The following is a 25,563-nucleotide window of genomic DNA, read 5'->3' on the forward strand; positions in this document are numbered from 1 at the left end:
GCGTGGTGGGCGATTCGCACAAGCGAAGCGCGACTCGTGCCTTCACCAATTCCGCATTCCGGATCGCAAACCGCGGCGAGCGCAGCGAGCTGATGCCCACTCCGCTGCGCCGCCGCCTGCGCCTGGCTCGCCGCGGTGCCGTCTATGGCATCGCGGTGGTGCTGGTGTGCATGGCCGTGGTGCTCGGCATCGCCAGCCAGGTGCTGCCGCTGGCGGAGCGGCATCCCGATCGGGTCGCGGCATGGCTGAGCGAGCGCGCCGGCCGGCCCGTCGCCTTCGATGCGGTGAAGACCCAATGGACGCGCCGCGGACCGCTGTTGCAGCTCGATGGGCTGCGCCTGGGTGAAGGCGATGCCGGCGTGCGTATCGGCCAGGCAGAAGTGCTGGTGTCGATGTATGGCGGACTGCTGCCAGGGCGTTCCTTCACCGAGTTGCGCCTGCGCGGCCTGGCGCTGACGCTGCAGCGGGAGGACGACGGACGCTGGTCGGTACGGGGCCTGCCCGGGCAGCAGCAATCCACCGAGGACCCGCTGAAGAGCCTTGAAGGCCTGGGTGAACTGCAGGTCATCGACGGACGACTTGCGATCATCGCGCCGTCGCTGGGATGGGATATCCGCCTGCCCGAAATCGACCTGCGCCTGCGCGTCCAGGGCGATCGCGTGCGCGCCGGCACGCGGGCATGGATACGCAAGGACGCAGCGCCACTGAACGTGGCGGTCGACTTCGATCGCAAGGCCGGCGATGGGCGTGCCTATCTCGATGTGGCTGCGGAAGATATCGGCGCCTGGTCGCCGTTGCTGCGCTACGCCGGCGTGGTGGCCGAGCGCGGCAACGGTCGCGTGCGGGCCTGGACGGAACTGCGCCGGCATCGCGTGGTGATGGTGACGGCAGACGCCAACCTGCGCCAGGTGGGCCTGCGCGGCGCGCCGCTGCCGACATCGGCGGCACCCACGCGCATCGATTTCGAGCAGATGGAAGGACGCATGCGTTGGCGCCTGGTGGCCGGTGGCTGGCGACTCGATGCTCCGCGCCTGCGGGTGGGCACGGCGCCCGCCGTGCAGACGCTGGATGGCCTGGTACTCGCTGGCGGCGAGCGTTACGCCTTGCTGGCGGACCAGGTGGATGCGGCACCGCTGTTGGCGGTGCTCGGGCTCAGCGACAGGGTCGATCCCGGCGTGCGCCGTTGGCTGTTCCAGGCGCGGCCCGGCGCGCGCCTCGCGCGGCTAGCACTGGCCGGACGCAGGAATGGTCCGATGCGCGTGGAAGGACAGTTGCGCGACATCGGGTTCCGTGCGGTTGGCGATGCCCCCGGCATCCGCGGATTGGCGGGGGATTTCGATGGCGACGCTGCGGGGTTCCGCCTGCGGCTGCTTCCGCAAGCGACGATGCGCTTCGACTGGCCGAGCGGGTTCGAAGTGGTGCACGACGTGCGCCTGGAAGGCGACGTGGTGGGGTGGCGTGAAGGCGCGGGCTGGCGCGTGGGGACTTCGGCGTTGCACGTGCAGGGGACCGATTACGCTGCCGACGTGCGTGGCGGCATGTGGTTCCAGGGCGATGGCACGCGACCGTGGATCGACATCGCGGCGGACCTGGCCGATGCGCCGGTGCCGGTGGCCAAGGGATTCTGGATCCACCACAAGATGCCCAAGGCCGCAGTGGACTGGCTCAATGCCGCGCTGGTGGGCGGCACCGTGCGGGAAGGCCGCGCGATCGTCACTGGCGACCTCGACGACTGGCCGTTCCTCCACCAGAACGGCAGGTTCGAAGCGGTCGCCCGCATCGCCGATGGCCAGTTCAAGTTCCAGTCCGAGTGGCCGCAGCTGGACCAGGTCGATGCCGAGATCGCCTTCATCGGCAACGGGTTCCAGTTGCAGGGACGAGGAGCGTTGGCGGGCGTGACGATTCCGGCGTTCCAGGCCGGCATCGCCGATTTCCGCGATGCCGACCTGAAGATCATCGCGCGCACCGAGACCGATGCGGGCGAGCTGCTCGCGCTGCTGCGGCAGAGTCCGCTGCACAAGACCTACGGTGACACGCTCGACCATCTGCAGGCCAAGGGCCCGGTGGCGGCGACGTTCGATCTGCTGCAACCGCTGCATGCGCGTGAGCAGGCGCGCAAGAAGCTGGCCGGCACGGTGGACCTGAAAGGTGCGCAGCTGGCCGAGAAACGCTGGGACCTCGTGTTCGACGACGTACGGGGCAAGGCGCGCTATGACGATGGCGGGTTCGCCTCGGGTCCGCTGCAGGTCATGCATGACGGGCAGGCCGGGGTACTTGGCCTGCGCGCAGGCAGTGGCACGCGTGATCGCATGCAGGCGTTCGAAGCCGACCTGTCCGCGATGGTCGAAGCCGACCGCCTGCTGGACCGCGCCCCCGAGATGGCGTGGCTGAAGCCCTACATGGACGGACGCTCGCAATGGACGGTGGGCGTGAACATCCCGCGCGTGGCGGTGGGCAAGACGGCAGCGCCGACACAACTCAACCTGACATCGGACTTGGTGGGTACCGCGATGAGCCTGCCGGCGCCGCTGCGCAAATCCGCCACCACGCCCCTGGCGACAACCGTGCGTGCGCCGTTGCCGATGGGCAGCGGACAGATCGACGTGGCCTTCGGCAAGGTGCTCGCGCTGCGCGCGCGCGCCAGCAATGGCCAGACCGGTGTGCGCGTGGTGCTGGGCAGCAACGAGGTGAAGGATGCGCCACCGCCGTCCGGGCTGGTGGCCACCGGACATACCGGTACGCTGGATGCGATGGAGTGGGTGGCAGTGGCGCGCGGCGGCAGCGGCGGAAGCGACAGCCTGCCACTGCGCCATGTCGACGTGACCGCGGATCAGTTGCTCATGATCGGCGCCTCCTTTCCCAATACCCGCCTGCAGCTCGCCCCCGCGCAACAGGCGCTCGCGGTCTCGCTGGATGGCGAGGCCTTGTCCGGTGCGCTGCTGGTGCCTGATGCCAAGGGCGCGCCGATTGCCGGCAAGCTCGCGCGCGTCCATTGGCGCAAGGCGAGTGCGGGCGGCGCACCGCGCACCGATCCGGCCGTGCGCGGCGCCGCGGACGACGTCGACCCTGCCGCCATTCCTCCGCTGTCGCTGGATATCGACGATCTGCGCTTCGGCGATGCACGCCTGGGTGCCGCCAAGCTGCGCACGCGCCAGCAGGCGGACGGCATGCATGTCGACGCGCTGCAGTTGCGCTCACCGGGGCAGCAGATCGATGTGCGCGGCCAGTGGACGGGTACCGGTGCTGCGGCACGGACGCGCTTCGCGGCGGACGTGAAGAGCGAGAACTTCGGCGAACTGCTGGACGACCTGGGCCTGGGCGACCGTGTGCGGGGTGGCCATGGGCAGATCACCGCCGAGGCCGGCTGGTCGGGCAGTCCGGCGGGCTTCCAGTTGGCCGCGCTGGAGGGCAGCGTGAAGCTTGCCGCGCGGGACGGGCACCTGCTCGAGGTCGAGCCCGGTGCGGGCCGCGTGCTGGGCCTGTTGAGCGTGGCGGAAGTACGTCGCCGCCTGATGCTCGACTTCAGCGATTTCTTCGCCAAGGGCTTTGCGTTCAACCGTATTGACGGTGACATCCGCCTCACCGGCGGGATGGCGCGCAGCGACAACCTGCTGATCGACGGCCCCGCCGCCGAGATCCTGATCCGCGGCGACACCGACCTGCGGGCCGAGCGGTTCGACCAGACCGTGGACGTGAAGCCGAAATCCGCCAACGTACTCACCGCCGTGGGCGCGGTGGCGGGTGGGCCCATCGGCGCCGCCGTGGGTGCGGTGGCCAACGCCGTGCTGAAGAAGCCGCTGGCGGAAATGGGCGCCAAGACCTACCGCGTCACCGGTCCGTGGAAATCGCCCAAGGTCGAAGTGGTGGGGCGCGAGCAGTCGCGCGTCCGAAGCGACGATCGCACCGACAGCGCCGGCGCCCCCTGAATCCGCCGGTCGGCGAGGGCGTCCTTGCCGGCAGCGCTTTTCGTCCCCATTGTGATGACCATGACCATGACCCTGCCGATCACGCTTGCCGAAACCCGTCTCCTTCTGCCCGCTGGCCTGGACCCGTCCGGCCTGGATCGCGCCTTCGGTACCTTGCTTGGGCCGGGCATCGATTTCGGCGACCTGTACTTCCAGCATGCGCGTCGCGAGAGCTGGACGGTCGAGGACGGGATCGTCAAGGACGGCGCCCACTCGATCGAACAGGGTGTGGGCGTGCGCGCGATTTCCGGCGAGAAGACCGGCTTCGCCTACTCCGACGACATCAACGCACCGGCCCTGCTGGATGCGGCGAAGTCCGCGCGCGCCATCGCGCGCGACGGGGCCGCGCATTACCCGCGCACGCTGGTGCGCAGTGGCGGCCACGCGCTGTATGCCAGCGACGATCCCATCGATGCGATGGGCAACGATGCCAAGGTCCAGGCATTGCGTGCGGTGGACCGTTTCCTGCGCGCCGCCGATCCGCGCGTGCAGCAGGTCACCGTCAGCCTGTCCGGCGGCATCGACACCGTGCTGATCGCGCGCAGCGACGGCGTGCTGGCGTCCGACGTGCGTCCACTGGTGCGCTTGAACGTGCAGGTGATCGTCGAACAGAACGGACGCCGCGAATCCGGCTACGCCGGCATGGGCGGACGTTACGGCTATGCCGAACTGTTCGCCGACGGCAAGCCGGAAGACCTCGCACGCGAGGCATTGCGCCAGGCGCTGGTCAACCTGGATGCCATCGACGCGCCCGCCGGCGTGATGCCGGTGGTGCTGGGCAGCGGCTGGCCGGGCGTGCTGCTGCACGAGGCGGTCGGCCATGGGCTGGAGGGCGACTTCAACCGCAAGGGCACCAGCGTGTACGCCGGCCGGATCGGACAGCAGGTGGCGGCCAAGGGCGTCACCATCGTCGATGACGGCACGCTGCCGGGCCGTCGCGGCTCGCTCAATATCGATGACGAAGGCACGCCGACGAACTGCACCACGCTGATCGAGGACGGCGTGCTGGTGGGCTACATGCAGGACGCGCTCAACGCGCGCCTGATGGGCGTGGCGCCCACCGGCAACGGCCGTCGGGAATCGTTCGCGCACCTGCCGATGCCGCGCATGACCAATACCTACATGCTGGCCGGCCAGCACGACCCGGAGGACATGATCCGCTCGGTGAAGAAGGGCCTGTACGCGGTCAACTTCGGCGGCGGCCAGGTCGACATCACCAGCGGCAAGTACGTGTTCTCCGCCACCGAGGCCTACCTGATCGAAGATGGCCGCATCACCGCCCCGGTGAAGGGCGCCACCCTGATCGGCAACGGTCCGGAAACCATGCAGAAGGTGAAGATGGTCGGCCATGACCTGGCGCTGGACCAGGGTGTCGGCATCTGCGGCAAGGACGGCCAGAGCGTACCGGTAGGCGTCGGCCAGCCGTCATTGTTGATCGAAGGATTGACGGTGGGTGGGACGAAGGCATGAAGCGTCCCATGCTTTCCTCCTTCTCCCCCCGGGAGAAGGTGCCCGCAGGGTGGATGAGGGTTCGGCGACGTCCATGACGTGTGCGCAGCATGGACTTTGCCATACCCTCACCCCAACCCCTCTCTCGAGGGGAGAGGGGCTAGAGCGCGTCGTCTTCGTCGCCGTCTTGCGCAGCGCTCGCGTCGGCCAGCAGCTCGCGCACTTCGCGGAACAATTCGCGGAACGCTCGCGGAGGCTTGTTCTTCGCGCGTTCTTCGCTGGCGTTGCGCGCCAGTTGGCGCAGCTTCTGGCGGTCGGCCTGCGGGAATGCCTCCAGCAGGTCGGCCAGCGCCGCATCGCCATCGGCCAGCAGGCGGTCGCGCCACTGCTCGGCGTGATGGAGCAGGGCGGTTTCGCGGCGCGCGGCTTCGCCACCCTCGTCCATCGCATCGCGGATGGCTTCCAGCACCTCGTCGTCTTCGCGCCGCATCTGCTTGGCCAGGAACTGCAACTGGCGCTTGTGGGCGATATGCGACGTGATGCGCTGCGTCTCGACGATGTGCGGCATGAGATCTTCGGGAATCGGCAGGCGCGCCAGTTGCGCGGTCGGCAGCGCCACCAGTTTCTCGGCAAGGCTGCGGATCTCCAGCGCCTCGCCCCGTTGCTGGGTGCGGCTGGGGCCAAGGAATTCGCCGGTTTCGGGGTCGCGTCCGCGCATCGTGGAACCTCTCTGACGCTTCCGCCGCATCGCGCGGAAGCCTGATCCAATACCGATCCGGCGCCCGGGCGCGGATCACAGGACACAAGGATAAAGCATTGAACGCCACCGCCCTGACTTCCCCCGACGACAGCCTGGCCCGCCTGGAGCGCCTGGAGGTGTTGTCGCAGCGTCTTCTCGAACGCGCCAGGGCACAGGGCGCCACCCAGGCAGAGGTGAGCTGCAGCGAAGAAACCGGGCTCAACGTCAGCGTCCGCCTGGGCGATGTGGAAACCGTGGAGTCCACCCGTGACCGCGGCATCGGCGTGACGGTCTACTTCGGTCAGCGCAAGGGCAGTGCCAGCACGGCCGACCTGCGCGAGGAGAGCCTGGAAGCCACGGTCGCACAGGCCTGCGCCATCGCCCGCTACACCGAGGACGACGAAGCGGCCGGCCTTGCCGATGCCGCGCTGATGGCGCGTCCACAGGCGGATGGCGGGTTCCCCGATCTCGACGTCTGGCATCCCTGGGCGCTCGACATGGACCGTGCCGTGGATCTGGCGTTGGCCTGCGAGGCGGCCGGGCGCGAGGCGGACGCGCGCATCGAGAACTCCGACGGCGCATCCATCGGAAGCGGCGAAAGCCTGTCCGTCTACGCGAATTCGCACGGCTTCATCGGCCGCGAGCGCGATACGCAGCACACCATCGGCTGCGCGCTGATCGCGGGGCAGGGCGATGGGATGCAACGGGATGGCTGGTACAGCACGGCGCTGTCGCACTTGGAACTCGAGGATCCTTCGGCCATCGGCCGCAAGGCCGCTGCGCGGACCGTGGCACGCCTGCAGCCGCGCTCGCTGGCGACCGGCGAATACCCCGTGCTGTTCTCGGCCGAGGTGGCGCGTTCGCTGATCGGCCACCTGCTGGGCGCCGTCTCCGGCGGCGCGCTGTACCGGCGTGCGAGCTTCCTGCTCGACCATGTGGGCCAGCGGATCTTTCCCGACTGGTTCGCCATCGAGGAGCTTCCCTTGCTGCCGCATGGCCTGCGCTCTTCGGCCTTCGATGCGGAGGGCGTGGCGACCAAGCGTTCGCACCTGATCCGCGATGGCGTGCTCGAGCGTTACGTGCTGGGCAGCTATTCGGCGCGCAAGCTCGGCCTGCAGACCACCGGCAATGCCGGTGGCGTGCACAACCTGCAGGTGAAGGCGAACGCGGGCGGTTTCGACGACCTGCTCGCCGGCATGCGTACCGGCCTGCTCGTCACCGAACTGATGGGGCAGGGCGTGAACGGGGTGACGGGCGATTATTCGCGCGGCGCGGCAGGCTTCTGGGTCGAGGACGGTGCGCTCGCGTACCCTGTCGATGGCATCACTATCGCCGGCAACCTCAAGGCCATCTTCGCCGGCATCGAGGCCGTGGGTCGCGATGTGGATCGCCGGTCCCATGTCGGCGTCGGGTCGATCCTGGTCGGCCGGATGACCGTGGCGGGCGAATGACGCCAGTCGGCCACGACGTGGCCGACGGTGACGCCGTTACCCGTTATGCTTGGCACGCGGAGTGCTGCGGGGGATCGCAGCGCTCGACCGCCCACCTCACCATTTCGGGGATCCACTAGATGAGCGAATTCGACAACGTCACCGCACCGCCTCCGCCGCCGACTGCGGGCGACGCACCGCAGGACCAGCGCACCATGGCGCTGCTGTCCCACCTGCTGGGCATCGTCACTGGCCCGATCGGCGCGCTGATCATCTGGCTGATCAGCAAGGATGACGCCTCCAAGGGCTTCGTCACCGACCAGTCCAAGGAAGCGCTGAACTTCCAGATCACGGTGTTCATCGCGTTCGTGATCTCGTGGATCCTGGCATTCGTCCTGATCGGCCTGCTGCTGATGCCGCTGATCGGCATCGCCGCGCTGGTGCTGTCGATCATCGGTGGCGTGAAGGCCAACAACGGCGAAGCGTATCGCTACCCGTTCGCGCTGCGCCTGATCAAGTAAAGCGCGCTCTAAGTCGCATGAAAAAGCCCGGCAATGCCGGGCTTTTTCTTTTCGCGCCGGCAGGCCCGGCAGGTCAATGCGCGCGACGGACCGCCAGTTCGCCGAGTGTGCGCAGCGCATCGGCACGCGCGTCATGGCCCACCAGCGCATCGCGCATCGCGGCAGCCAGTTCCTCCAGCTTGGCCTTCGCACCGTCCATGCCCAGCAGTGCGGGATAGGTCGACTTGGCCTGGGCCACATCCTTGCCGGCGGTCTTGCCCAGTTGTTCGGAACTGGCTTCGATGTCGAGGATGTCGTCGCGCACCTGGAATGCCAGGCCCAGCGCGGTGGCGAAATCATCCAGTCGCGCGAGCGTGTCCGTGTCGGCGGCGCCGGCCTGCGCGCCCATCCGCACTGAAGCGCGGATCAGCGCGCCGGTCTTCAGTGCGTGCATGCGCTGGAGCGCGTCCGGCGTCTGCTGCGTACCGGTGGCGTCGATGTCCAGCGCCTGTCCACCGCACATGCCGGCGGCGCCGGAAGCACGCGAGAGCGTGGCCAGCCAGTCCACGCGCAGCAGGGCGGGTGCATCGGCGCACGCCAGGTGCTCGAACGCCAGCGTCTGCAGTGCATCGCCGGCGAGGATGGCGGTGGCTTCGTCGAATGCGATGTGCACGGTGGGTTTGCCGCGACGCAGGTCGTCGTCGTCCATCGCAGGCAGGTCGTCATGCACCAGTGAATAGGCGTGGATCAGTTCGACTGCGGCGGCGGGCGCATGCAGCGTGGCTTCATCCGCCTGCAGCAGCGTACCGCTGGCGTAGACGAGCAAGGCCCGCATGCGCTTGCCACCCCCGAGCACGGCATGGCGCATGGCGGCGTGCAGGCGATGCGGCGCCGCATCGCCCGCTGGCAGCACGCGGTCGAGATGGTTTTCCAGGCCCGCCGCCCAGGCGGCGAAGCGGGGATCAGCGGCCATCGGGCGCGGGGGCGAACGCTTCGCCGTCCTCCGGCTGCTCCGGATCGCTCAACAGCCGCACGCGCAGTTCGGCTTGCTCGAGCGCCGCCTGGCATTGCCGGTACAGGCCCACGCCGCGTTCGTAGGCCGCAAGCGATGCTTCCAGGCTCAGGTCGCCGTGTTCCATCTTCTCGACCAGTTGCTCGAGCTCGTCCAGCGATTGTTCGAAGTGGGCGACAGGGGAGGCGTCCGGGGAGGTTTTCTTTGCCATGCCGCAAGTGTGGGGATCGGTTGCGATCAGGTCAACGCGATGGTGATTCAGCCGCGGCGCCAGACGAGGCGGGCGCCTTGCGCGCGCAGCCAGGCATCGCATTCGGCCGACAGCGCCACGTCGCCTGCCGCCCACAGGCGGTCGCCCTGCCAGGCGAGCGGAAGCTGCCGGCGTTCCCAGGGGGGAATGCCGAGCGACTGCAACACGTCCTTCAGCGCATGCCGATGCGAGCGGCCCGGCAGCGCGATGCGTTCGCCGCCCTGGCGCGCCGTCAGCCGCAGCGGCGTTCCGAAGCCGTGGCGCCCGCCCTCCAGCGACAGCGTGCCCCCATCGGGCAACAGGATGGGCGCCATGCCATCCCACGGAGTCTGCCAGTGCACCGGCAAGGCGAGGCGCTGCCGTTCGGCGTGAAGCAGGCCACGCCAGCGCCGCACGATCGCGTCCTGCCAAGCGAACTCCGCCTGCGCATCCGCCCGTGCCTCCAGCAGGTGTGCCTCGATCCGCGCCACGCCTTCGGCCGGGAGTGGCGGCAGGCGGAGTGCGTCGATCCAGCGCCGGAGTGCGCGTGCGCGCTGCGCGGGGCCGGCTGCGCGCAGCGGCGCGACGTTCAAGGCGGCGGGATCCGCCGTGGCGGCGGCCGCCAGGAGCTGCCCGTCCAGTGGCTCCAGCAGTTCGAGGGTTTCAGCGCTGAGCACCGCGCTGCGTGCGAAGGCCGCGTCCGCGTGCGGCCAGCGCTGCCGCAACAGGGGAAGGATCTCGTGGCGCAGGAAGTTGCGGTCGAAGTCGGTGTGCGCGTTGCTGGGATCCTCGATCCATTCCAGCGCGAACCTGTCGGCGTACGCCAGCAGCGCCTCGCGCGGCGTTTCCAGCAGCGGACGCCATTGCCAACCCGGACCAAACGCCCGCCACGGCCGCATGGACGCCAGTCCATCGGGACCGGAGGCACGCAGTGCGCGCAACAGGAAGGTTTCCGCCTGGTCCTGACGGTGATGCGCCGTGGCGAGGATGTCGCCGGCATCCATGACAGAGGCGAACACCTGCTGACGCGCGCGCCGTGCGGCGGCTTCGGTTCCCTCGCCGCGCGTGGTGTCCACCTGTACGTGCCGTACCTGCAGCGGTACGTCCAGCGCGGCGCACAGCGCCGAACAATGCGCCGCCCATGCATCGGCGTCGAGCTGCAGGCCATGGTGCACGTGGATCGCCGCAAGCCCGTGGCGACGATGCGATGCGTCGCGGGCCAGCCGGTGCAGCAATGCCGTCGAATCCAGTCCGCCACTCAACGCAACCCATACGCGGCTCTCGGCGCGTGCGGGCAACAGGGGCAGGGGCGATGGCGCGGCATCCATGCACGCATGCTAGCGACGATGGGCGCGGCCTGCAGCACAATGTGATGGAGGTTGCGATTTCCGCTGCCGTTGACGGGATCTGAACCGGTGCGCGTCGACCATGTCCACGCATCCACACGAGGACCCGCCGTGAACCCATCTTCCACCGACACCCGCGACACAGAACGTCGGCGCCAACATGCGCTGGATCGCTACCATGCCGTGGATACTCTGCCCGGCACGGCCTATGACGATCTGGTGGGGCTGGCTGCCGCGATCTGCGGCACGCCCATCGCCGTCGTGTCGCTGATCGACCGCGACCGCCAGTGGTTCAAGGCGCGCATCGGCCTGGATGACCATGAAACCACCCGCGACACTGCGGTGTGCGACCACGCCATCCGGCAACCGGATGAACTGCTCGAGATATCCGACTTGAGCGAAGACCAGCGCTTCGCCGATTTCCCCATCGTCACGGGCGATGTCAAGGCGAGGTTCTATGCCGGCATGCCGCTGGTGGCCGGCACGGGTGAGGCATTGGGCACGGTATGCGTGGTGGATACCCACCCGCGCCGCCTGAGCAACCAGCAGAAGGCTTCGTTGCGGGCGCTCGCACGGATCACCGTCGCGCTGCTGGATGCCCATCGCGTGCATCACGAAACCCGGGCGGTGGTGGCGCTGCAGGGTCATGGCGAGGCGTCCGTGGCGCCGGGTGAGCCGTGGTGCGTGGTGATCGTGGAGGCACAGGGCATGGCGGAGGAGGCTCGCCGGCTGGGCGAGCGCATGCTGGAGCGGACCCTGCAGGAACTCGCGTCCATCTTCGACGCTTGCGTGCGCCATGATCTCGGCGATCACGTCAGTCGCGTCACCGACAGCGCCGAGTTCGTCGTGCTGCTGAAGGGAGCCGGCATGGAGGCACGGATCGATGCGCTGCGTGCGGCCGCACACGCTGCGCGGCAGCGACACGGAATGGAGTTGCTGGTGGGCACGGCCATCGCTTCCGCGGTCGACGAGGCGTTGTTGCACGTCTACCTGCGCGCGGAGGAAGACCTCAGCCTGCGCAAGGACGCGCTTGCGGATCGTCGGGAGGCGGCATGAGCGGATGCCGGATGCTCATCGGAGTTGCTGCAGGATGACGATGAGCGCGGCGATCCAGCAGGCACCCACGAACAGACCCAGCACGAGATGCTGGCTGACGCCGGTGCGGTGGAAACGCCAGCGGTTCACCGCCAGCGCCACCAGCACGGGCAGCACGAAGAGTACGGTGGGCAGCAGCCACCAGGGCAACGAAAGCAGGTCCATGGCCACCCTCCTGCGCGTGGATCGGCGCAGTGCCGATCGCTGCCTGCATCATCGCGTGTCCACCGCCCCCCGGCATTGATCGCGATCAACCGTCCGTCGCATCGTGCGGACCGGGCTAGTCCTGGAGCGTCGCGAGTTCGCGCTTTGCCACGGCGATCCAGTCCTGTTGCTCGCGGCGGTAGTAGCGTGGCGCTGCGTCGGACCGATCGAGGATCTCCTGGAACACCACGCGTGCGCGCGCCTGTTCTCCATGCCGTTTCAGCAGCAGGCCGAAGCGGGCGCGGGCCTCCTCGCCGGGGTAGCCCTGTACCACGGCTTCGTATTCGTGGATGGCGGCGGCCGCATCGGCGGTGTCCTCCACGGCACGCGCGTACAGCAGGTGGCCGTCGGCGGACCGGAAACCCGGATTGGCGGTGATCAGTGCATCCAGCGTATCGCGTGCCTTCTGCGCGTCGCCCATGCCGAACTGCGCCTTCGCCAGCCCCAGCATCAGGTCCGGATCGGTGGCATACAGGCCTTTGAGTGCCTGCTCGTACAGTTCGGCGGCGTGCGTGTAATCGCCGCCGCGCAGGCTTTCTTCCGCCAGTCGGCGACGGTTCTCCGGGGTATCCGCGGCCTTCAGCAGCCTGGCTGCGTCGCGGCGGTCGCGTTCGGGATCGATCCGGTTCCGCACGTTGCGCACCGTGCGCCGCGCCGAGGGGCTGTGCCGCAGATCCGGCAGGATCTCGGCGATGAAGTACACGATCACCGCGATGAAGGAGAACACCAGCAGGATGAAGACCCAGTAGAGCGGTCTTCCGGTGCGTACCACATGCACGCAGCAGGCGATCTGGAGGGCGAAGGAGAGCAGGAGGAGTGGACTCATGCGGGTAGCGCGGCGCCGTCGGCGGAGCGTCAAGCATCCGTCATCCACGTGGCCGGCGCCAGCCGGTGCCGGGGAAACGGTTGAAACGACCGCGGCCACCCGCGTGCGGGCCGGCGGGTTGTGCGGCATCGGTCACAGCGGCATGGAGATGCCTCTGCGACCATGCCGCGTCCTGCCATTGGATGGCGTGCCGCCGCGTCTCGGGGAGAGACGCCGTGGCGCCGCCGACGTACCCCACGCGTCCCCAAGGAGTCGGTATCCCGATGCATCGCCCCTGTCCTGCAGTCGCCCTGCATCGTCGCGTGCTGGCGTCTTCCGTCCTGTTGGCTTCGCTGTCGCTCGCGGCATGCTCCGCGTCGACCGACGACCCGCGCGATGCCCCTTTCTGGAGCAGGGGCCGCCTGGCGCCGGCGTCGGTTCCAAGCCAGGCGATGACGGTCACCGCCGCCGCAGAAGCCCAGGCCGTTGCGCCACAGAACATCGACGCCGATCCGGTGCCACCGGGTCGCTACCGCATCGCCAGCGTGCTGAGCGGGCTGTGCATCGAAGTGCGCGACGGCAGCACCGCCAATGGCACGCCACTGGTGCAGTCCACCTGCGAGGGCACGCTGCACCGGCAGTTTTTCGATATCGCCGAGACCACGGCCGGGCAGTACCGCCTGCGCAACCTGCACACGCAGAAGTCGGCCGACATTCCTGCGGGCTCGGGCGCCGACCACGTCATCGTGCAGCAATGGGACGACAACGGCAGCGGCGCGCAACGCTTCCGCCTGCAGCGTGTCGACACCAGCGACCGCTACCGGATCGTCAACGTCAACAGCGGCAAGTGCATCGGCATCGTGGGCGCTTCGACAACTGCCGGTGCCTCCATCGAGCAGATCGCGTGCGCTGCGGTGCCCGCGCAGCAGTTCCACCTGGCCGTTGGCGAACCGCAGCCGGTGCGCCAGAACGGATCGCATCCGTTGATTCCGCCGCCGCCACAGGTGCCGCCTTCCGCCAGCTACCAGCCGTTGCTGTGGCCCGACGATGCGGCTCCCATCCAGTACACCCAGGACGACGGCACGCTGGTCACCCATGTGGGCGGCCGCGTGCGCGACCGCCACGCGCGCGAGCCCATCGTCGACGACAGCTACCAGGTCTTCCCGCCCCAGTACTTCGAACGGCGCACGCACGAGATCCTGATCCATGACGATGCGGTGCCCGGCACGTCCGGCGAACAGCGCATCCTGACCATCGTCGTCAAGCCGCAGCACTACTGGTACGGCACCAATTTCCGCCATGGCTACATCGGGCGGCGCAGCGAGGATCCGCTCGAGCCCACGTCGGTGGCGCTGTATGCGGACAACGGTGGCATGAAGCTGCTGCCCGGCGGCGTGCTCGCGCAGACGCCGATCGCCGGCTACGCGCAGTTCGGACAGGATCCCGGCAGCAACTACACGCCTCCGGCCGGCGCGCCCGGCAATGCCTTCGTGCTGGTGAAGGAAATCCGTACCGCCGCCAACGAGGCCCACCGTCCGCTGCGCAAGGGCGACCTGGTGGAGTTCGAGCTGGGCATCTTCCTGGCCGGCAATCCGGATGCCATCGGTCGCTTCAACTACTACGCCGAAGCGCTGGTCTACCGCGCAGGCTCGCATGGCATCGTGTCCTGGTTCCGAGGCCCCGGCTATGGCGTGCAACGGCCGCTGGACTCGCTGGCCATGCCGGCGGAAGCGCTCAGTGCAGGGCCGTGGATGACGCTGCACGAAGACACGTCCAGCGAGCCGTTCCGCATGCTGCAGCAGGCCTCGCACAACATCGCCGGCTACAACATGCAGCCATGGGCGGAAGGGCGCCGGCTGATCCATACCTCGTTCGCGAGCGGTCGCCATTCGGAAGAAAGCAACACGGTGTTCGCCGCGCATGCGGGCAAGACCGCGCCCCGGTTCTCGCAGACGCGCTGCGTGGACTGTCATGCGGGCAACGGGCGCAGTTCGCCGGTTGTTGGCGCACCGCTCGACCGGCTGGGCGTGTTCGTCGGCGTGGCTGGCGCAGGCACGCAGGCACCGGATGCGCGCTTCGGCCTGCGCCTGCAGCAGGGCACCTATCGCGAGGCCGGGGCCAACGTGGACGGGCGTGAAGCCGAGCTGGTGCTCACCGGTTACACGGAACTGCCGGGTCGCTATGCCGATGGCACCGGCTACGTGCTGCGCCGGCCGAACTACGCCCTGCGCGACCGTGCCGGCCAGCCGCTGGCATTGCCCAGCGCCATGTCGGTACGCGTGGCACCCTCGCTGACAGGGCTGGGCCTGCTGGAAGCCGTGCCCGAGCAACAGCTCGAACGCCTGGCGCTGACGCAACAGGGCGATCCGGACGGCGTGGCCGGCCGGCTGCAGATCGTGGCCGATCCACGCGACGCCGGTGTCAGTCGCGTGGGGCGCTTCGGCTGGAAGGCCGCCGCCGCCACGCTGGAACAGCAGACCTCGCTGGCGTTCAACACCGACATGGGCGTCACGTCGCCGCTGATGTCGTCGCTGGAATGTGCACGCGGCAGCCAGGGCACGGCCTGCGCGCAGATCAACAGCGGCAGCGCGAAGCTGACCGCGGCCGACATCCACCAGACCACGCTCTACCTGAGCCTGCTGGGCGTGCCGCCGAAACGGGACTTCGACAACCCGCTGGAGCAGGATGCGCAGGCGCGCGCCCGGCAACTGCGCGTCAAGCGCGGAGCGCAGCTGTTCGAAGCCGCCCGTTGCAGTACCTGCCACGCGCCGGAATTGCGCACGGGCCATCACCGGTTCGTCGAACTGCGCTACCAGACCATCCGGCCGTACACCGACCTGCTGCTGCACGACATGGGGCCCGACCTGGCCGATACCTATGTCGAAGGCCGCGCCACCGCGCGCGAATGGCGCACCGCGCCGTTATGGGGTCTGGGCTTGGCAACGGCAATCGATCCGAACGTTCGCTACCTGCATGACGGTCGCGCCGCCACGCTCGAGGAGGCGGTGCTCTGGCACGGCGGGCAGGGCACGGCGGCGAAGCAGCGTTTCGAGGCGATGAGTGCCGAGGACCGTCGCGCGCTGGTGGATTTCCTCAGGTCGCTCTGAACGCGAGCGACCGCAATGAAAAAGCGCCGGGTCTACCGGCGCTTCAGTGGAGCGAAGGGCGGACCGCTCAGGCGGCTTCGTACGCGCCGTAGCCGCGCAGGCGCTCGTAACGCTTCTGCAGCAGTTGTTCGACCGGCAACTGCTCCAGCGCATCCAGTTCGTTGAGCAGCACGGCCTTCAGGCGCACGGCCATCTGGCGGGGATTGCGGTGCGCACCGCCGATGGGCTCGCGCACGACCTTGTCGACCAGGCCCAGCCCGTGCAGGCGCTTGGCGGTCAGGCCCAGCTGTTCGGCGGCATCCTTGGCCTTGGCGGCGTCCTTCCACAGGATCGACGCGCAGCCTTCCGGCGAGATCACCGAATAGGTGCCGTACTCGAGCATCAGCGTGCGATCGCCGACGCCGATGGCGAGCGCGCCGCCGCTGCCGCCTTCGCCGATCACCGTGCAGATGATCGGGACCTTCAGTTCGGCCATTTCCATCAGGTTGCGCGCGATGGCCTCCGACTGGCCGCGCTCTTCCGCGCCCACGCCCGGATAGGCGCCCGGGGTGTCGATGAAGGTCAGCAATGGCAGCTTGAAGCGCTCGGCCATCTTCATCAGCCGCAGCGCCTTGCGGTAGCCCTCGGGGCGCGGCATGCCGAAGTTGCGGGCGATCTTGCTCTTGGTGTCGCGGCCCTTCTGGTGGCCGATGATCATCACGCTGCGGCCGTCGATGCGACCCAGGCCGCCCACGATGGCGGCGTCGTCGGCGAACGCGCGATCGCCGGCGAGTTCCTGGAACTCGTCGCAGAACACTTTGATGTAGTCCAGCGTGTACGGGCGCGCCGGGTGGCGGGCCAGTTGCGAGACCTGCCACGGCGAGAGGTCGCGGAAGATCTGCGCGGTGCGGATGCGCAGCTTGTCCTGCAGCGCGTGCACCTCGGCATCGACATTCACCGCCGGGCCGGTGCTGGCGGTACGCAGGTCCTGGATCTTGGCTTCCAGATCGGCGATGGGCTGTTCGAAATCGAGGTAGTTCGGATTCATCTGGGGGCCAGGGGCCGGAAAGGGGGAAAGTGTAGCCGAAGCGTCCGGACGGTCACGTACGGGGGTGTAGGGCCGTGATGCGGCGCACGCGCTGTGTCAGTGGGTCCAGGGCCGATGGAACGCGGGCTTGGCCGTGCGTACGCCGGGCAGGGCGCGCAACGCATCCAGCAGCTCAGTGTCCACGCGTACGGCCTTCTGCCCATTGAGGTCCAACATGCCGGCGATGGCGGACGTGCCCGCCGCCATCAACAGGTCGAGCCGCAACGGCGTACCGCCGGGCCGGTGCCGCGAAAGCAGGGCATCGACGCGCTGCCACAGACCGGGCACGCGCAGGTCCAGGCGAAGCTGCAGGCGTTGCGCGTGCTGCTGGCAGAGCTGGGTGTAGTCCCATACTTGGCGGATGCGCAGGCTGTAGCCGCCGCTGAACTCGTCCTCGCGCAGGCCGCCCTTGATGACCAGCACGCGATCGCGCGTCAACAACGGACCGAATTCGGCCAGCGCGTCGGAGAACGCGCTGCATTCGATGCGGCCGCACCCGTCCTCCACCTGCACGAAGACCTGGCTGTCCCCCTTGCGTCGCACTCCGACCACCTGGCCCGCGATCACGCAGGACACTTCGGGCCGCCAGCCTTTTTTCTCGCCGGGCGACTGGTTGGCCCAGATCGCGTCCAGATTGCCCAGGTCGTTGCCGACCAGCGATCGCAGGTCCTCGCGGTAAGGATCCATCGGGTGGCCGCTGAGATAGTGTCCCAGCGTCTCGCGCTCACCGTGCAGCAGCTGGGTCAGCGGCCATTCGTCGGTTTCGGGCAGATCGACGTGGATGTCGTCGCCGCCACTGCTGGAACCGAACATGTCGACGATCCCGGCACTGCGGTTCTTGCTGATCTGGTCGATGGCCTTCAGGACTTCCGGCAACTGCAGCGCCAGCGACGCACGGTTGCGGCCCAGCGCGTCCAGCGCGCCGGCATTGATCAGCGCTTCCAGAGCACGCTTGTTCAACTTGGACGAATCGACGCGCTTGCAGAAATCGAGCAGGTCGGTGAACGGACCCTGCCTGGAGCCGGTCCCGTCTCCGCGGCGCGCTTCCACGATGCTCTCGCACACGCCCTGGCCGACACCCTTCACCGCGCCCAGGCCGTAGCGGACCGTGCGGGCGTCGGTGGCGACGAACATGAAATCGGAATGGTTGACGTCCGGCGGCAGCATGGTCAGGCCGAGTCCGCGCGCCTCGTCGAGGAAGCCGACCACCTTGTCGGTCTTGTCCATGTCGGACGACAGCGTGGCCGCCATGAATTCGGCGGGATAGTGCTTCTTGAGCCATGCCGTCTGGTAGGCGACCAGCGAGTACGCGGCGGCGTGCGACTTGTTGAAGCCGTAGCCGGCGAACTTCTCCATCAGGTCGAAGATTTCGTCGGCCTTGCGTTCGTCCACGCCGCCCTTCGCGGCACCCTCGCGGAAGATCTCGCGGTGCTTGGCCATTTCGGCCGGCACCTTCTTGCCCATCGCACGGCGCAACAGGTCGGCGCCGCCCAGCGAGTAGCCGCCGACGATCTGCGCCATCTGCATGACCTGCTCCTGGTAGACCATGATGCCGTAGGTCTCTTCCAGCATGGTCCGGGTGCGCGGATCGGGATATTCGAACTCCTCGCGCCCATGCTTGCGCTCGACGAACGACGGGATCATGTCCATCGGGCCGGGGCGGTACAGCGCATTCAGCGCGATCAGGTCTTCGAAGCGGTCGGGCTTGGCTTCCTTCAGCGCGCGCCGCATGCCCGAGGATTCGAACTGGAACACCGAGCCGGTGTTGCCATTGGCGAACACATCGCGATACACGCTGGCATCGTCCAGCGGGATGGTGGTGATGTCCACCGGCGGCAGGCCCGCACGCGCATGGCGCTGGTTGATCGCCTTCACCGCCCAATCGATGATCGTCAGCGTGCGCAGGCCCAGGAAGTCGAACTTCACCAGACCGACCGCTTCCACGTCGTCCTTGTCGAACTGGGTGACCGGATTCTTGCCGCGGCCGTCCTCGTCGTGTTCGGCGAACAGCGGGCAGAAGTCCGACAGCGGCGAAGGCGCGATCACCACGCCGCCGGCGTGCTTGCCGGCGTTGCGGGTGAGGTCTTCAAGCTGGCGCGCCAGGTCAATCAGATCGCGGACGTCGTCTTCATCGCGGTAGCGGTCGATCAGTTCCTGCGAGGCCATCTCGCTGCTGCCTTCCCCCATCGCGTCCTTCAGCGACACGCCCAGGATATTGGGGATCAGCTTGGCCACGCCGTCGACCAGGCCATACGGAAAGCCGAGTACGCGGCCGGCATCGCGCACCACGGCCTTGGCCGCCATCGTGCCGTAGGTAATGATCTGGCTGACGCGGTCGCGGCCATACTTGCGCGCGACGTAGTCGATCACCTCGTCGCGCCGGTCCATGCAGAAGTCGATGTCGAAGTCGGGCATCGACACGCGTTCCGGGTTGAGGAAACGCTCGAACAGCAGGCCGTAAGGCAACGGGTCAAGATCGGTGATCTGCAGTGCCCACGCCACCAGCGAACCTGCGCCGGAGCCGCGGCCCGGGCCGATCGGGATGCCGTTGTTCTTTCCCCACTGGATGAAGTCGGCCACGATCAGGAAGTAACCGGGGAACCCCATCTTGCAGATGGTGTCGAGCTCGAAATCCAGCCGCTTTTCGTAGTCCTCGCGCGTGTGGCCGGGCGCCAGCGGACTCTTCTCCAAGCGTGCCTTCAGTCCGGCGTGCGACTGGCTGCGGATCCAGCTGTCCAGCGTCTCGTCGTCGGGCACCGGATAGGCCGGGAGGAAGTAGGTTCCCAGGCGCATCTCGATGTTGCAGCGCTGCGCCAGCGCCAGCGTGTTGTCGATGGCGTCCGGCACGTCGGCGAACAGCGCGGCCATCTGCTCGCCCGACTTCATGTACTGCTCGGCGCTGTAGTCGCGCGGGCGCTTGGGGTCGTCCAGCACGCGGCCGGAGGAAATGCATACCCGCGCCTCGTGCGCCTCGAACCCGTCCGGCGACAGGAAGCGCACATCATTGCTCGCGACCACCGGCAGGCCGCGTGCACCGGCGGCATGCAGGGCGAACGCATTGAAGGCTTCTTCGCCGTCGCGCTGCGTGCGGGTCAGTTCCAGGTGCAGGTCGTCGCCGAAGCTGCGTTGCCAGTCGGCCAGGTGCTGCTCGGCCAGGTCATGGCGGCCGCCATGGGCCAAGCGGCCGGCCATGCTCTGCCGGCCCATGATGGCGAACAGGCCTTCATGGTCGGCGCGCAGCCAATCCGGATGGATGGCGACGCCGTCGGTGCGGTGGCCTTCCATCCATGCGCGCGAGAGCAGGCGCGACAGCGAGAGATAGCCGTCGCGGTCGCGGCACAGCAGCGTCACCGGCCACGGCGCATCGCTGCCATCGGCCACCATCACGTCGGCGCCCGCGATGGGCTTGATGCCGACGCCTTCGGCGGCCTTGTAGAACTTGACCAGTGCGAACAGGTTGTTGCGGTCGGTGACCGCCAGCGCGGGCATGCCCAGCTCGACCGCGCGGCTCAGCAGGTTGGGCTGCTTGGCTTTCTTCGGATCGGCGTGGTCCGGTTTCTCGGGCACGCGGATGATCGAATCCGCGAGCGAAAACTCGGTGTGCAGGTGCAGGTGGACGAAACGGGAAGACATGCCGGCTCGGAAGGCTGTCGGGGCAGCGTACCGGCGGCGGTGGGGAGGGGCAAGGCTTGACTTTCCCGGGTCGACGGAAAGCCCATGCCAAGGCAAAAAAGAAGCCGTCCACGGGGACGGCTCAGGGGAAAACCCGGGGATCGGGATGGGGCGGCCCGCGTGCGGAGGTGCGGGCGAAGAGAGGTCAGTGGATGCGGAACAGCGGTACTGGTTCCGGCGCATAGCTGCTGTCGCGCACGTGGCGCAGCTGGTGCTCCAGGGCGGCTTCGGCCACGCGCAGGACTTCCCAGTCGGCACGGGTGAAATGCAGGGCATCCCGTGGGCAGCCGCGCAGCTGGGCCTCGAGATTGCGCAGCCGGCGGAAATCAAGGTAACCCGCGGTCTCGTCGGCGATCAGGGGCCAAGTGGCCTCATCCATCGTGATCGCGGTGGGTGAGCTCAGCGTGGCCATGGCCTGCTGCAGGCGGGTGCGCAGGCCGGGGTCATGCGTCCAGTCGCGGTCGGCCAGCATGCAGCGCAGCAGCTGCAAGCGTTCGTCGTCGATGTCGCGCGCAGTGGAAAGCGGGGAGGGGAGGGAGGTGGTGGACAGGGTCATGACAAGCCTCGTGGGGCCGGTCCCGGCAGGGGGCGGGACCGCGTGACCATGCTGCCTGCCCGCAGCTGTACGCGCGTCTGCAGGAAGCCATCGTGACCATGGACAGGGTGTCGTCGGTCATGCGCCGCCGGGCGCACCCGCGACTACCGTGGCGCGAGAACGGCCCGCACCGGAGCGAAGCTGTGCCGGTGGTGGGGACACGGCCCGTGTTCCGCCAGCGCGCGCAGGTGCGCGGGCGTCGGATAACCCTTGTGCACGGCAAAGCCGTACTGCGGGAAGTCCGCGTGCAACCGCACCATCAGGCGATCACGCGACACCTTCGCCAGGATGGACGCCGCCATGATGGCGGGTTCGATCGCGTCGCCGCCGACCAGCGTCTCGGCCATGCAGTCGAGGCCTTTCGGGGCGCGGTTGCCGTCGATGCGGACCAGTTCCGGCAGCGGCCGGAGCGCGGCGATGGCACGGCGCATGCCTTCCAGGGTGGCCTGCAGGATGTTGAGATGATCGATCTCGGCGGGCTCGACGAAGGTCACGTGCCACGCCAGCGCGCGCTCCTGGATCAGGGGAAACAGCGCTTCGCGTTTCGCTTCGCTGAGTTGCTTGGAATCGTTCAGTCCGGCGATGGGGCGCGACGCGTCCAGAATCACCGCGGCGACGGCGACCGGGCCCGCCAGTGGTCCGCGACCGGCTTCATCGACGCCGGCGACCAGGCGGACGTCGGGCGTCGGGAACAGCGAGGTCGCGGTCATCGCGCGATGCCCCCTGTAGGAGCGACGTGAGTCGCGACCGCAGAAAGGATGCGCACGCGCCGCTCAGCTCCGAGGTGGATGCAAACTTCCGGAGCAGGCGAGGAAGAAGCGAAATTCATGGCGTGCGGTCGCGACTTACGTCGCTCCTACAGGAGTGGGGACCAGTTCTGCCACTGCATCGGCAGCGCGCGCCGACGCATCCTGGCGCAACTGCTCGTGCAGTCGCAGATAGGTTGGCTGCAGCGAAGCGATGGCCTCCGGCTCGCGGAACCAGTGCAGCACGGCCTGGGACAATTGCTCGGGTGTGCAGTCGTCCTGCATCAGTTCCGGCGCGATGTCTTCTCCCGCCAGCACGTTGGGCAGTGCATACCGCTCCACCTTCAGCATTCCGAGGCCCTTGACGATGCGGTAGGTCAACGGCGCGATGCGATAGCCGACGACCATCGGCCGCTTGCACAGCATGGCCTCCAGGGTCGCCGTGCCGGAGGCGAGCAGGACGACATCGCTGGCGATCATCGCCTCGCGCGCGCGGCCGTCGAGCAGGCGCCAGGCGGCATCTGCGCCGTGCACGGTGAACTGTGCTTCCAGCGCCTGGCGGCAGGCCGCATTGGCCGCAGGCACGACGATCTGCAAGCCGGGGATCTGCGCGGCCACCCGGCGTGCCGCCTCGAAGAAGGCCGGTGCAAGCCGTCCGATCTCGCCCAGGCGGCTGCCAGGCAGTACAGCCAGCACGGGTGCTTCGGTCGACAGGCCCAGCGCCGCGCGCGCCGCAGACCGATCCGGCTGCAGCGGAATGTCGTCCGCCATCGGATGGCCGACGAAACGCGCGTCCACGTCATGGCGCGCGTAGATCGGTGGTTCCATCGGGAACAGGCACAGTACGCGGTCCGCGCTGTGGCCGATCTTCTCGACCCGCTTCTCGCGCCATGCCCATACCGACGGGCTCACGTAGTGCACGGTGCGCACGCCATGCGCCTTGAGCCAGCGCTCGACACCGAGGTTGAAGTCGGGTGCGTCGATGCCGACGAACACATCGGGCGTCCAGTCCAGCACGCGCTGGCGGAACGCCTTGCGCAGGCGCAGCAGCCGCGGCAGGTGGCGCAGCACCTCGGCCAGCCCCATGACCGCCAGCTCGTTCGCATCGAACCAGGTGTCGCATCCTGCGGCACGCATCGCATCGCCGCCGATGCCTGCGAATTCGGCATGCGGGAAGCGCTGCTTCAGTGCTTCGACGAGCCCCGCACCCAGACCATCGCCGGACGCCTCGCCCGCACACAGCGCGATGCGCAGCGGCCGCGCTGCGGGTGTTGCCTGCATCACCGTTGCAACGGCCGTTCGCCGCTGTCGATGAAATGCAGCAGCGCCTTCACGTCATCGCTGGTCTGCGCCTGCTCGGCCAGTTGCTGCCTGGCGTCTGCCAGCGGCAGGCCGGCTACGTACAGCGTGCGGTACGCGCGCTTGATGGCGGCGATGCGCTCAGCGTCGAAACCGCGCCGCTTCAGGCCTTCGCTGTTGATGCCGCGCGGCCGGCCGGATGCTTCGCCCGCCACCATGGTGAACGGCGGCACGTCGCCGCTCAGCAGCACGCCCATGCCGATGAAGGCGTGGGCACCGATCCGGCAGAACTGGTGTACGCCCGCGAACCCGCTGAGGATGACCCAGTCTTCCACGGTCACGTGCCCGGCCAGCGTGGCGTTGTTGGAGAACACGCAGTGGTTGCCCACGATGCAGTCGTGCGCGACGTGCGTGTAGGCCAGCAGCATGTTGTCGCTGCCGATGCGGGTGATGCCGGTACCGGTGACGGTGCCACGGTTGAGCGTGACGAACTCGCGCACCTGGTTGCGGTCGCCAATGACAAGCTCGACGCGCTCGCCCTTGAATTTCTTGTCCTGCGGATCACCGCCGATGGCGGCATGCCCGGCGAAGTGGTTGTCGCGGCCGATGCGCGTGGGGCCGGTGACCGTGCAGTGGGGGCCGATCACCGTGCCAGCGCCGATCTCCACTTCCGGGCCGATGTAGGCAAACGGGCCGACGCGCACGCCTTCGCCCAGCTGCGCGCCGGGATCGACGATCGCGCTGGGATGGATGGCGGTGGGGGCACTCATCTCAGCGGGTGTCCTCGGCGCACAGCACGTCGGCGCAGGCGACCTGTTCGCCGTTCACCGAGGCCACGCCGGTGTAGAAGGCCATGTTGCGGATCAGTCGCTTCAGGGTGACGTCCAAGTCCAGGCGGTCGCCCGGCACCACCATGCGGGTGAAGCGCGCGTTCTCCACTTTCACCATGTAGAACATCCGCCCGGCCGTATCGCCCTGGTGCGACAGCTGGGTCAGCAGGCCACCGGCCTGCGCCAGCGCCTCGATGATCAGTACACCCGGCATGATCGGACGGTCCGGGAAATGGCCGGTGAAGAAGGGTTCGTTCTGGGTGATGTTCTTGTAGGCCAGGACGCGCTTGTCCTTCTCGAACTCCACCACCCGGTCCACCAACAGGAACGGGTAGCGGTGCGGCAGTAGTTGGCGGATGGTGGCCGCGTCGACGGGCAGTTGCAGGTCCAGGGTCATCAGGTTTCCTTGTCGGCCGCCAGCACGCGTCGTGCCAAGGCGTCCAGTTGCTTGAAGCGGGCGGCGTTCTTGCGCCAGGTACGGTTGTCGGTGAGCGGTGTGCCGCTGGAGTACTCGCCGGGTTCGGTGATCGAGCTGGTCACCAGCGACATCGCGGTGACGACCACGCGGTCGCAGATCTCCAGGTGGCCGAGCACGCCGGCGGCTCCGCCGATCAGGCAGTAGCGGCCGATGCGCGCACTACCGGCGGCGGCACTGCAACCGGCCATCGCGGTATGCGCGCCGATGCGGACGTTGTGGCCGATCTGGATCTGGTTGTCGAGGCGGACGTCTTCTTCCAGCACCGTGTCGTCGAGCGCGCCGCGGTCGATGGTGGTGTTGGCGCCGATCTCGCAGTCGTCGCCGATCACCACGCCGCCCAGCTGTGGCACCTTGATCCAGTGGCCGCTGTCCATCGCCAGGCCGAAACCATCGGCGCCGATCACGGCGCCGGGATGGATCAGCACGCGCTGGCCCAGGCGCACGCGCGTGACCAGGGTGACGCGGGCGATCAGCTCGCAGCCGTCGCCCACGAGGCAGTCATCGCCGATCACGCAGCCTGGGCCGATCACGGCGCCCTCGCCGATGACGCTGCGTGCGCCCACCGTGACGAACGGACCCACATGGGCGCCCGGTGCGATGCGTGCGGTCGGATCGATCACGGCGCTGGTGTGCACCCCCGGTGCACGGTCCGGCTTGCTCTCGAACAGCGCGGCCATCCGGGCAAAGGCGGCGTAGGGGTCCCTGGCGATCAGGACGGCACCGGTTGCGGCATCGGCATCGTCCGCCCGCAGTACGACCAGGCTGGCCCGGCTGTCCGCCAGCTGGGCGCGATAGCGGGTATTGGCGAGGAAGGCGAGCTGTCCGGCGTCGGCCCGCGCCAGCGTGGCGACGCCGTGGATGCGGAGGTCCGTATCGCCGCGCAGTTCGAGCCCGAAGCGCTCGGCCAGCTCGCTAGCGGAAAAGGATGGGGAGGTCATAGGGCGCGTAGTTTAGCCCCTGCGGCCCGCGAACCGCTTTCACGGTGGCGTATGGTGG

The 25,563-nt window shown here is 68.4% G+C and carries 19 protein-coding genes and 1 pseudogene; 6 read left to right on the forward strand and 14 right to left on the reverse strand.

What is annotated here, in order from left to right; genetic code table 11:
• Window positions 1–92 precede the first annotated feature (92 nt).
• Entirely contained in the window at window positions 93–3,926 is a 3,834-nt protein-coding gene (locus IB223_RS05105; RefSeq protein ID WP_192200560.1) for a YhdP family protein, read from the forward strand.
• 60 nt (window positions 3,927–3,986) lie between these two features.
• Window positions 3,987–5,435: a metalloprotease TldD gene (tldD, locus tag IB223_RS05110; protein ID WP_192200561.1), complete on the forward strand. Its 1,449-nt coding sequence runs from the start codon at window positions 3,987–3,989 to the stop codon at window positions 5,433–5,435.
• A gap of 139 nt (window positions 5,436–5,574) precedes the next feature.
• Here the strand turns inward: tldD and yjgA are convergent, their stop codons facing one another.
• Complete coding sequence (gene yjgA, locus IB223_RS05115; protein ID WP_192200562.1) at window positions 5,575–6,132, reverse strand: ribosome biogenesis factor YjgA; 558 nt, start codon at window positions 6,130–6,132, stop codon at window positions 5,575–5,577.
• A gap of 98 nt (window positions 6,133–6,230) precedes the next feature.
• Here yjgA and pmbA point away from each other — a divergent pair, with 98 nt between their 5' ends.
• Window positions 6,231–7,604 carry a metalloprotease PmbA gene (gene pmbA / locus IB223_RS05120; RefSeq protein ID WP_192200563.1) on the forward strand — a complete coding sequence of 458 codons (1,374 nt, stop codon included), beginning with the start codon at window positions 6,231–6,233 and terminating at the stop codon, window positions 7,602–7,604.
• A 119-nt stretch (window positions 7,605–7,723) separates the two neighbouring features.
• Complete coding sequence (locus IB223_RS05125) at window positions 7,724–8,104, forward strand: DUF4870 domain-containing protein (RefSeq protein ID WP_192200564.1); 381 nt, start codon at window positions 7,724–7,726, stop codon at window positions 8,102–8,104.
• Window positions 8,105–8,177: 73 nt separating this feature from the next.
• Here IB223_RS05125 and IB223_RS05130 read toward each other — a convergent pair whose 3' ends face one another.
• Genes IB223_RS05130 through tilS form a run of 3 tightly spaced genes read right to left on the reverse strand, consistent with a single transcriptional unit; the run spans window position 8,178 to window position 10,652 of the window.
• Window positions 8,178–9,056, reverse strand: coding sequence for a farnesyl diphosphate synthase (locus IB223_RS05130; protein WP_192200565.1), 879 nt, complete (start codon window positions 9,054–9,056; stop codon window positions 8,178–8,180).
• Window positions 9,046–9,306: an exodeoxyribonuclease VII small subunit gene (locus IB223_RS05135; RefSeq protein WP_192200566.1), complete on the reverse strand. Its 261-nt coding sequence runs from the start codon at window positions 9,304–9,306 to the stop codon at window positions 9,046–9,048. Before IB223_RS05135 ends, IB223_RS05130 begins: the two co-directional genes overlap by 11 nt.
• Window positions 9,307–9,353: 47 nt before the next feature.
• Window positions 9,354–10,652: a tRNA lysidine(34) synthetase TilS gene (gene tilS / locus IB223_RS05140; RefSeq protein WP_192200567.1), complete on the reverse strand. Its 1,299-nt coding sequence runs from the start codon at window positions 10,650–10,652 to the stop codon at window positions 9,354–9,356.
• Window positions 10,653–10,781: 129 nt separating this feature from the next.
• Here tilS and IB223_RS05145 point away from each other — a divergent pair, with 129 nt between their 5' ends.
• On the forward strand, window positions 10,782–11,726 hold the full coding sequence (locus tag IB223_RS05145; protein ID WP_192200568.1) for a GAF domain-containing protein: 945 nt from the start codon (window positions 10,782–10,784) through the stop codon (window positions 11,724–11,726).
• A 15-nt stretch (window positions 11,727–11,741) separates the two neighbouring features.
• On the opposite strand, the gene IB223_RS05150 is transcribed toward IB223_RS05145, so the two are convergent.
• Window positions 11,742–11,930: a hypothetical protein gene (locus tag IB223_RS05150; protein WP_142123795.1), complete on the reverse strand. Its 189-nt coding sequence runs from the start codon at window positions 11,928–11,930 to the stop codon at window positions 11,742–11,744.
• Between the two features lie 115 nt (window positions 11,931–12,045).
• Window positions 12,046–12,795, reverse strand: a complete 750-nt coding sequence (locus IB223_RS05155; RefSeq protein ID WP_192200569.1) for a tetratricopeptide repeat protein — start codon at window positions 12,793–12,795, stop codon at window positions 12,046–12,048.
• Window positions 12,796–13,058: 263 nt separating this feature from the next.
• On the opposite strand from IB223_RS05155, the gene IB223_RS05160 reads away from it, so the two are divergent.
• A complete protein-coding gene (locus IB223_RS05160) occupies window positions 13,059–15,881 on the forward strand; it encodes a di-heme oxidoredictase family protein (RefSeq protein WP_192200570.1) in 2,823 nt (940 codons plus the stop codon).
• 67 nt (window positions 15,882–15,948) lie between these two features.
• Here IB223_RS05160 and IB223_RS05165 read toward each other — a convergent pair whose 3' ends face one another.
• From IB223_RS05165 to lpxD, 8 genes and pseudogenes are all read right to left on the reverse strand, one after another.
• Window positions 15,949–16,908 (reverse strand): acetyl-CoA carboxylase carboxyltransferase subunit alpha, encoded by a 960-nt coding sequence (locus tag IB223_RS05165; protein ID WP_192200571.1) that lies wholly within the window; start codon window positions 16,906–16,908, stop codon window positions 15,949–15,951.
• A gap of 96 nt (window positions 16,909–17,004) precedes the next feature.
• On the reverse strand, window positions 17,005–20,580 hold the full coding sequence (gene dnaE / locus IB223_RS05170) for a DNA polymerase III subunit alpha (protein ID WP_192200572.1): 3,576 nt from the start codon (window positions 20,578–20,580) through the stop codon (window positions 17,005–17,007).
• A 184-nt stretch (window positions 20,581–20,764) separates the two neighbouring features.
• The gene (locus IB223_RS05175) at window positions 20,765–21,175 is read right to left on the reverse strand and encodes a hypothetical protein (RefSeq protein ID WP_192200573.1); all 411 of its coding nucleotides are present in this window, start codon (window positions 21,173–21,175) and stop codon (window positions 20,765–20,767) included.
• A 143-nt stretch (window positions 21,176–21,318) separates the two neighbouring features.
• Entirely contained in the window at window positions 21,319–21,924 is a 606-nt protein-coding gene (gene rnhB, locus IB223_RS05180; RefSeq protein ID WP_192200574.1) for a ribonuclease HII, read from the reverse strand.
• Window positions 21,925–22,059: 135 nt separating this feature from the next.
• A pseudogene (gene lpxB, locus IB223_RS05185) lies at window positions 22,060–23,223 on the reverse strand (lipid-A-disaccharide synthase); the annotation flags it as partial.
• Between the two features lie 17 nt (window positions 23,224–23,240).
• Complete coding sequence (gene lpxA / locus IB223_RS05190) at window positions 23,241–24,029, reverse strand: acyl-ACP--UDP-N-acetylglucosamine O-acyltransferase (RefSeq protein ID WP_192200576.1); 789 nt, start codon at window positions 24,027–24,029, stop codon at window positions 23,241–23,243.
• 1 nt (window position 24,030) lies between these two features.
• A complete protein-coding gene (gene fabZ / locus IB223_RS05195) occupies window positions 24,031–24,486 on the reverse strand; it encodes a 3-hydroxyacyl-ACP dehydratase FabZ (protein WP_142123804.1) in 456 nt (151 codons plus the stop codon).
• On the reverse strand, window positions 24,486–25,505 hold the full coding sequence (lpxD, locus tag IB223_RS05200) for a UDP-3-O-(3-hydroxymyristoyl)glucosamine N-acyltransferase (RefSeq protein WP_192200577.1): 1,020 nt from the start codon (window positions 25,503–25,505) through the stop codon (window positions 24,486–24,488). Before lpxD ends, fabZ begins: the two co-directional genes overlap by 1 nt.
• Window positions 25,506–25,563: the final 58 nt, after the last annotated feature.

Origin of the sequence: Pseudoxanthomonas sp. PXM03 (assembly GCF_014852005.1) — a bacterium.
Taxonomy (GTDB): Bacteria; Pseudomonadota; Gammaproteobacteria; order Xanthomonadales; family Xanthomonadaceae; genus Pseudoxanthomonas_A.

What these genes read in the sequence shown, in the direction of transcription:
- IB223_RS05105 (WP_192200560.1), top strand. Translation starts at nt 93, where the DNA reads ATGCCCACTCCGCTGCGCCGCCGCCTGCGCCTGGCTCGCCGCGGTGCC.
- tldD (WP_192200561.1), top strand. Translation starts at nt 3,987, where the DNA reads ATGACCATGACCCTGCCGATCACGCTTGCCGAAACCCGTCTCCTTCTG.
- yjgA (WP_192200562.1), bottom strand. Translation starts at nt 6,132, where the DNA reads ATGCGCGGACGCGACCCCGAAACCGGCGAATTCCTTGGCCCCAGCCGC.
- IB223_RS05125 (WP_192200564.1), top strand. Translation starts at nt 7,724, where the DNA reads ATGAGCGAATTCGACAACGTCACCGCACCGCCTCCGCCGCCGACTGCG.
- IB223_RS05130 (WP_192200565.1), bottom strand. Translation starts at nt 9,056, where the DNA reads ATGGCCGCTGATCCCCGCTTCGCCGCCTGGGCGGCGGGCCTGGAAAAC.
- IB223_RS05135 (WP_192200566.1), bottom strand. Translation starts at nt 9,306, where the DNA reads ATGGCAAAGAAAACCTCCCCGGACGCCTCCCCTGTCGCCCACTTCGAA.
- tilS (WP_192200567.1), bottom strand. Translation starts at nt 10,652, where the DNA reads ATGGATGCCGCGCCATCGCCCCTGCCCCTGTTGCCCGCACGCGCCGAG.
- IB223_RS05150 (WP_142123795.1), bottom strand. Translation starts at nt 11,930, where the DNA reads ATGGACCTGCTTTCGTTGCCCTGGTGGCTGCTGCCCACCGTACTCTTC.
- IB223_RS05155 (WP_192200569.1), bottom strand. Translation starts at nt 12,795, where the DNA reads ATGAGTCCACTCCTCCTGCTCTCCTTCGCCCTCCAGATCGCCTGCTGC.
- IB223_RS05160 (WP_192200570.1), top strand. Translation starts at nt 13,059, where the DNA reads ATGCATCGCCCCTGTCCTGCAGTCGCCCTGCATCGTCGCGTGCTGGCG.
- IB223_RS05165 (WP_192200571.1), bottom strand. Translation starts at nt 16,908, where the DNA reads ATGAATCCGAACTACCTCGATTTCGAACAGCCCATCGCCGATCTGGAA.
- dnaE (WP_192200572.1), bottom strand. Translation starts at nt 20,580, where the DNA reads ATGTCTTCCCGTTTCGTCCACCTGCACCTGCACACCGAGTTTTCGCTC.
- IB223_RS05175 (WP_192200573.1), bottom strand. Translation starts at nt 21,175, where the DNA reads ATGACCCTGTCCACCACCTCCCTCCCCTCCCCGCTTTCCACTGCGCGC.
- rnhB (WP_192200574.1), bottom strand. Translation starts at nt 21,924, where the DNA reads ATGACCGCGACCTCGCTGTTCCCGACGCCCGACGTCCGCCTGGTCGCC.
- lpxA (WP_192200576.1), bottom strand. Translation starts at nt 24,029, where the DNA reads ATGAGTGCCCCCACCGCCATCCATCCCAGCGCGATCGTCGATCCCGGC.
- fabZ (WP_142123804.1), bottom strand. Translation starts at nt 24,486, where the DNA reads ATGACCCTGGACCTGCAACTGCCCGTCGACGCGGCCACCATCCGCCAA.
- lpxD (WP_192200577.1), bottom strand. Translation starts at nt 25,505, where the DNA reads ATGACCTCCCCATCCTTTTCCGCTAGCGAGCTGGCCGAGCGCTTCGGG.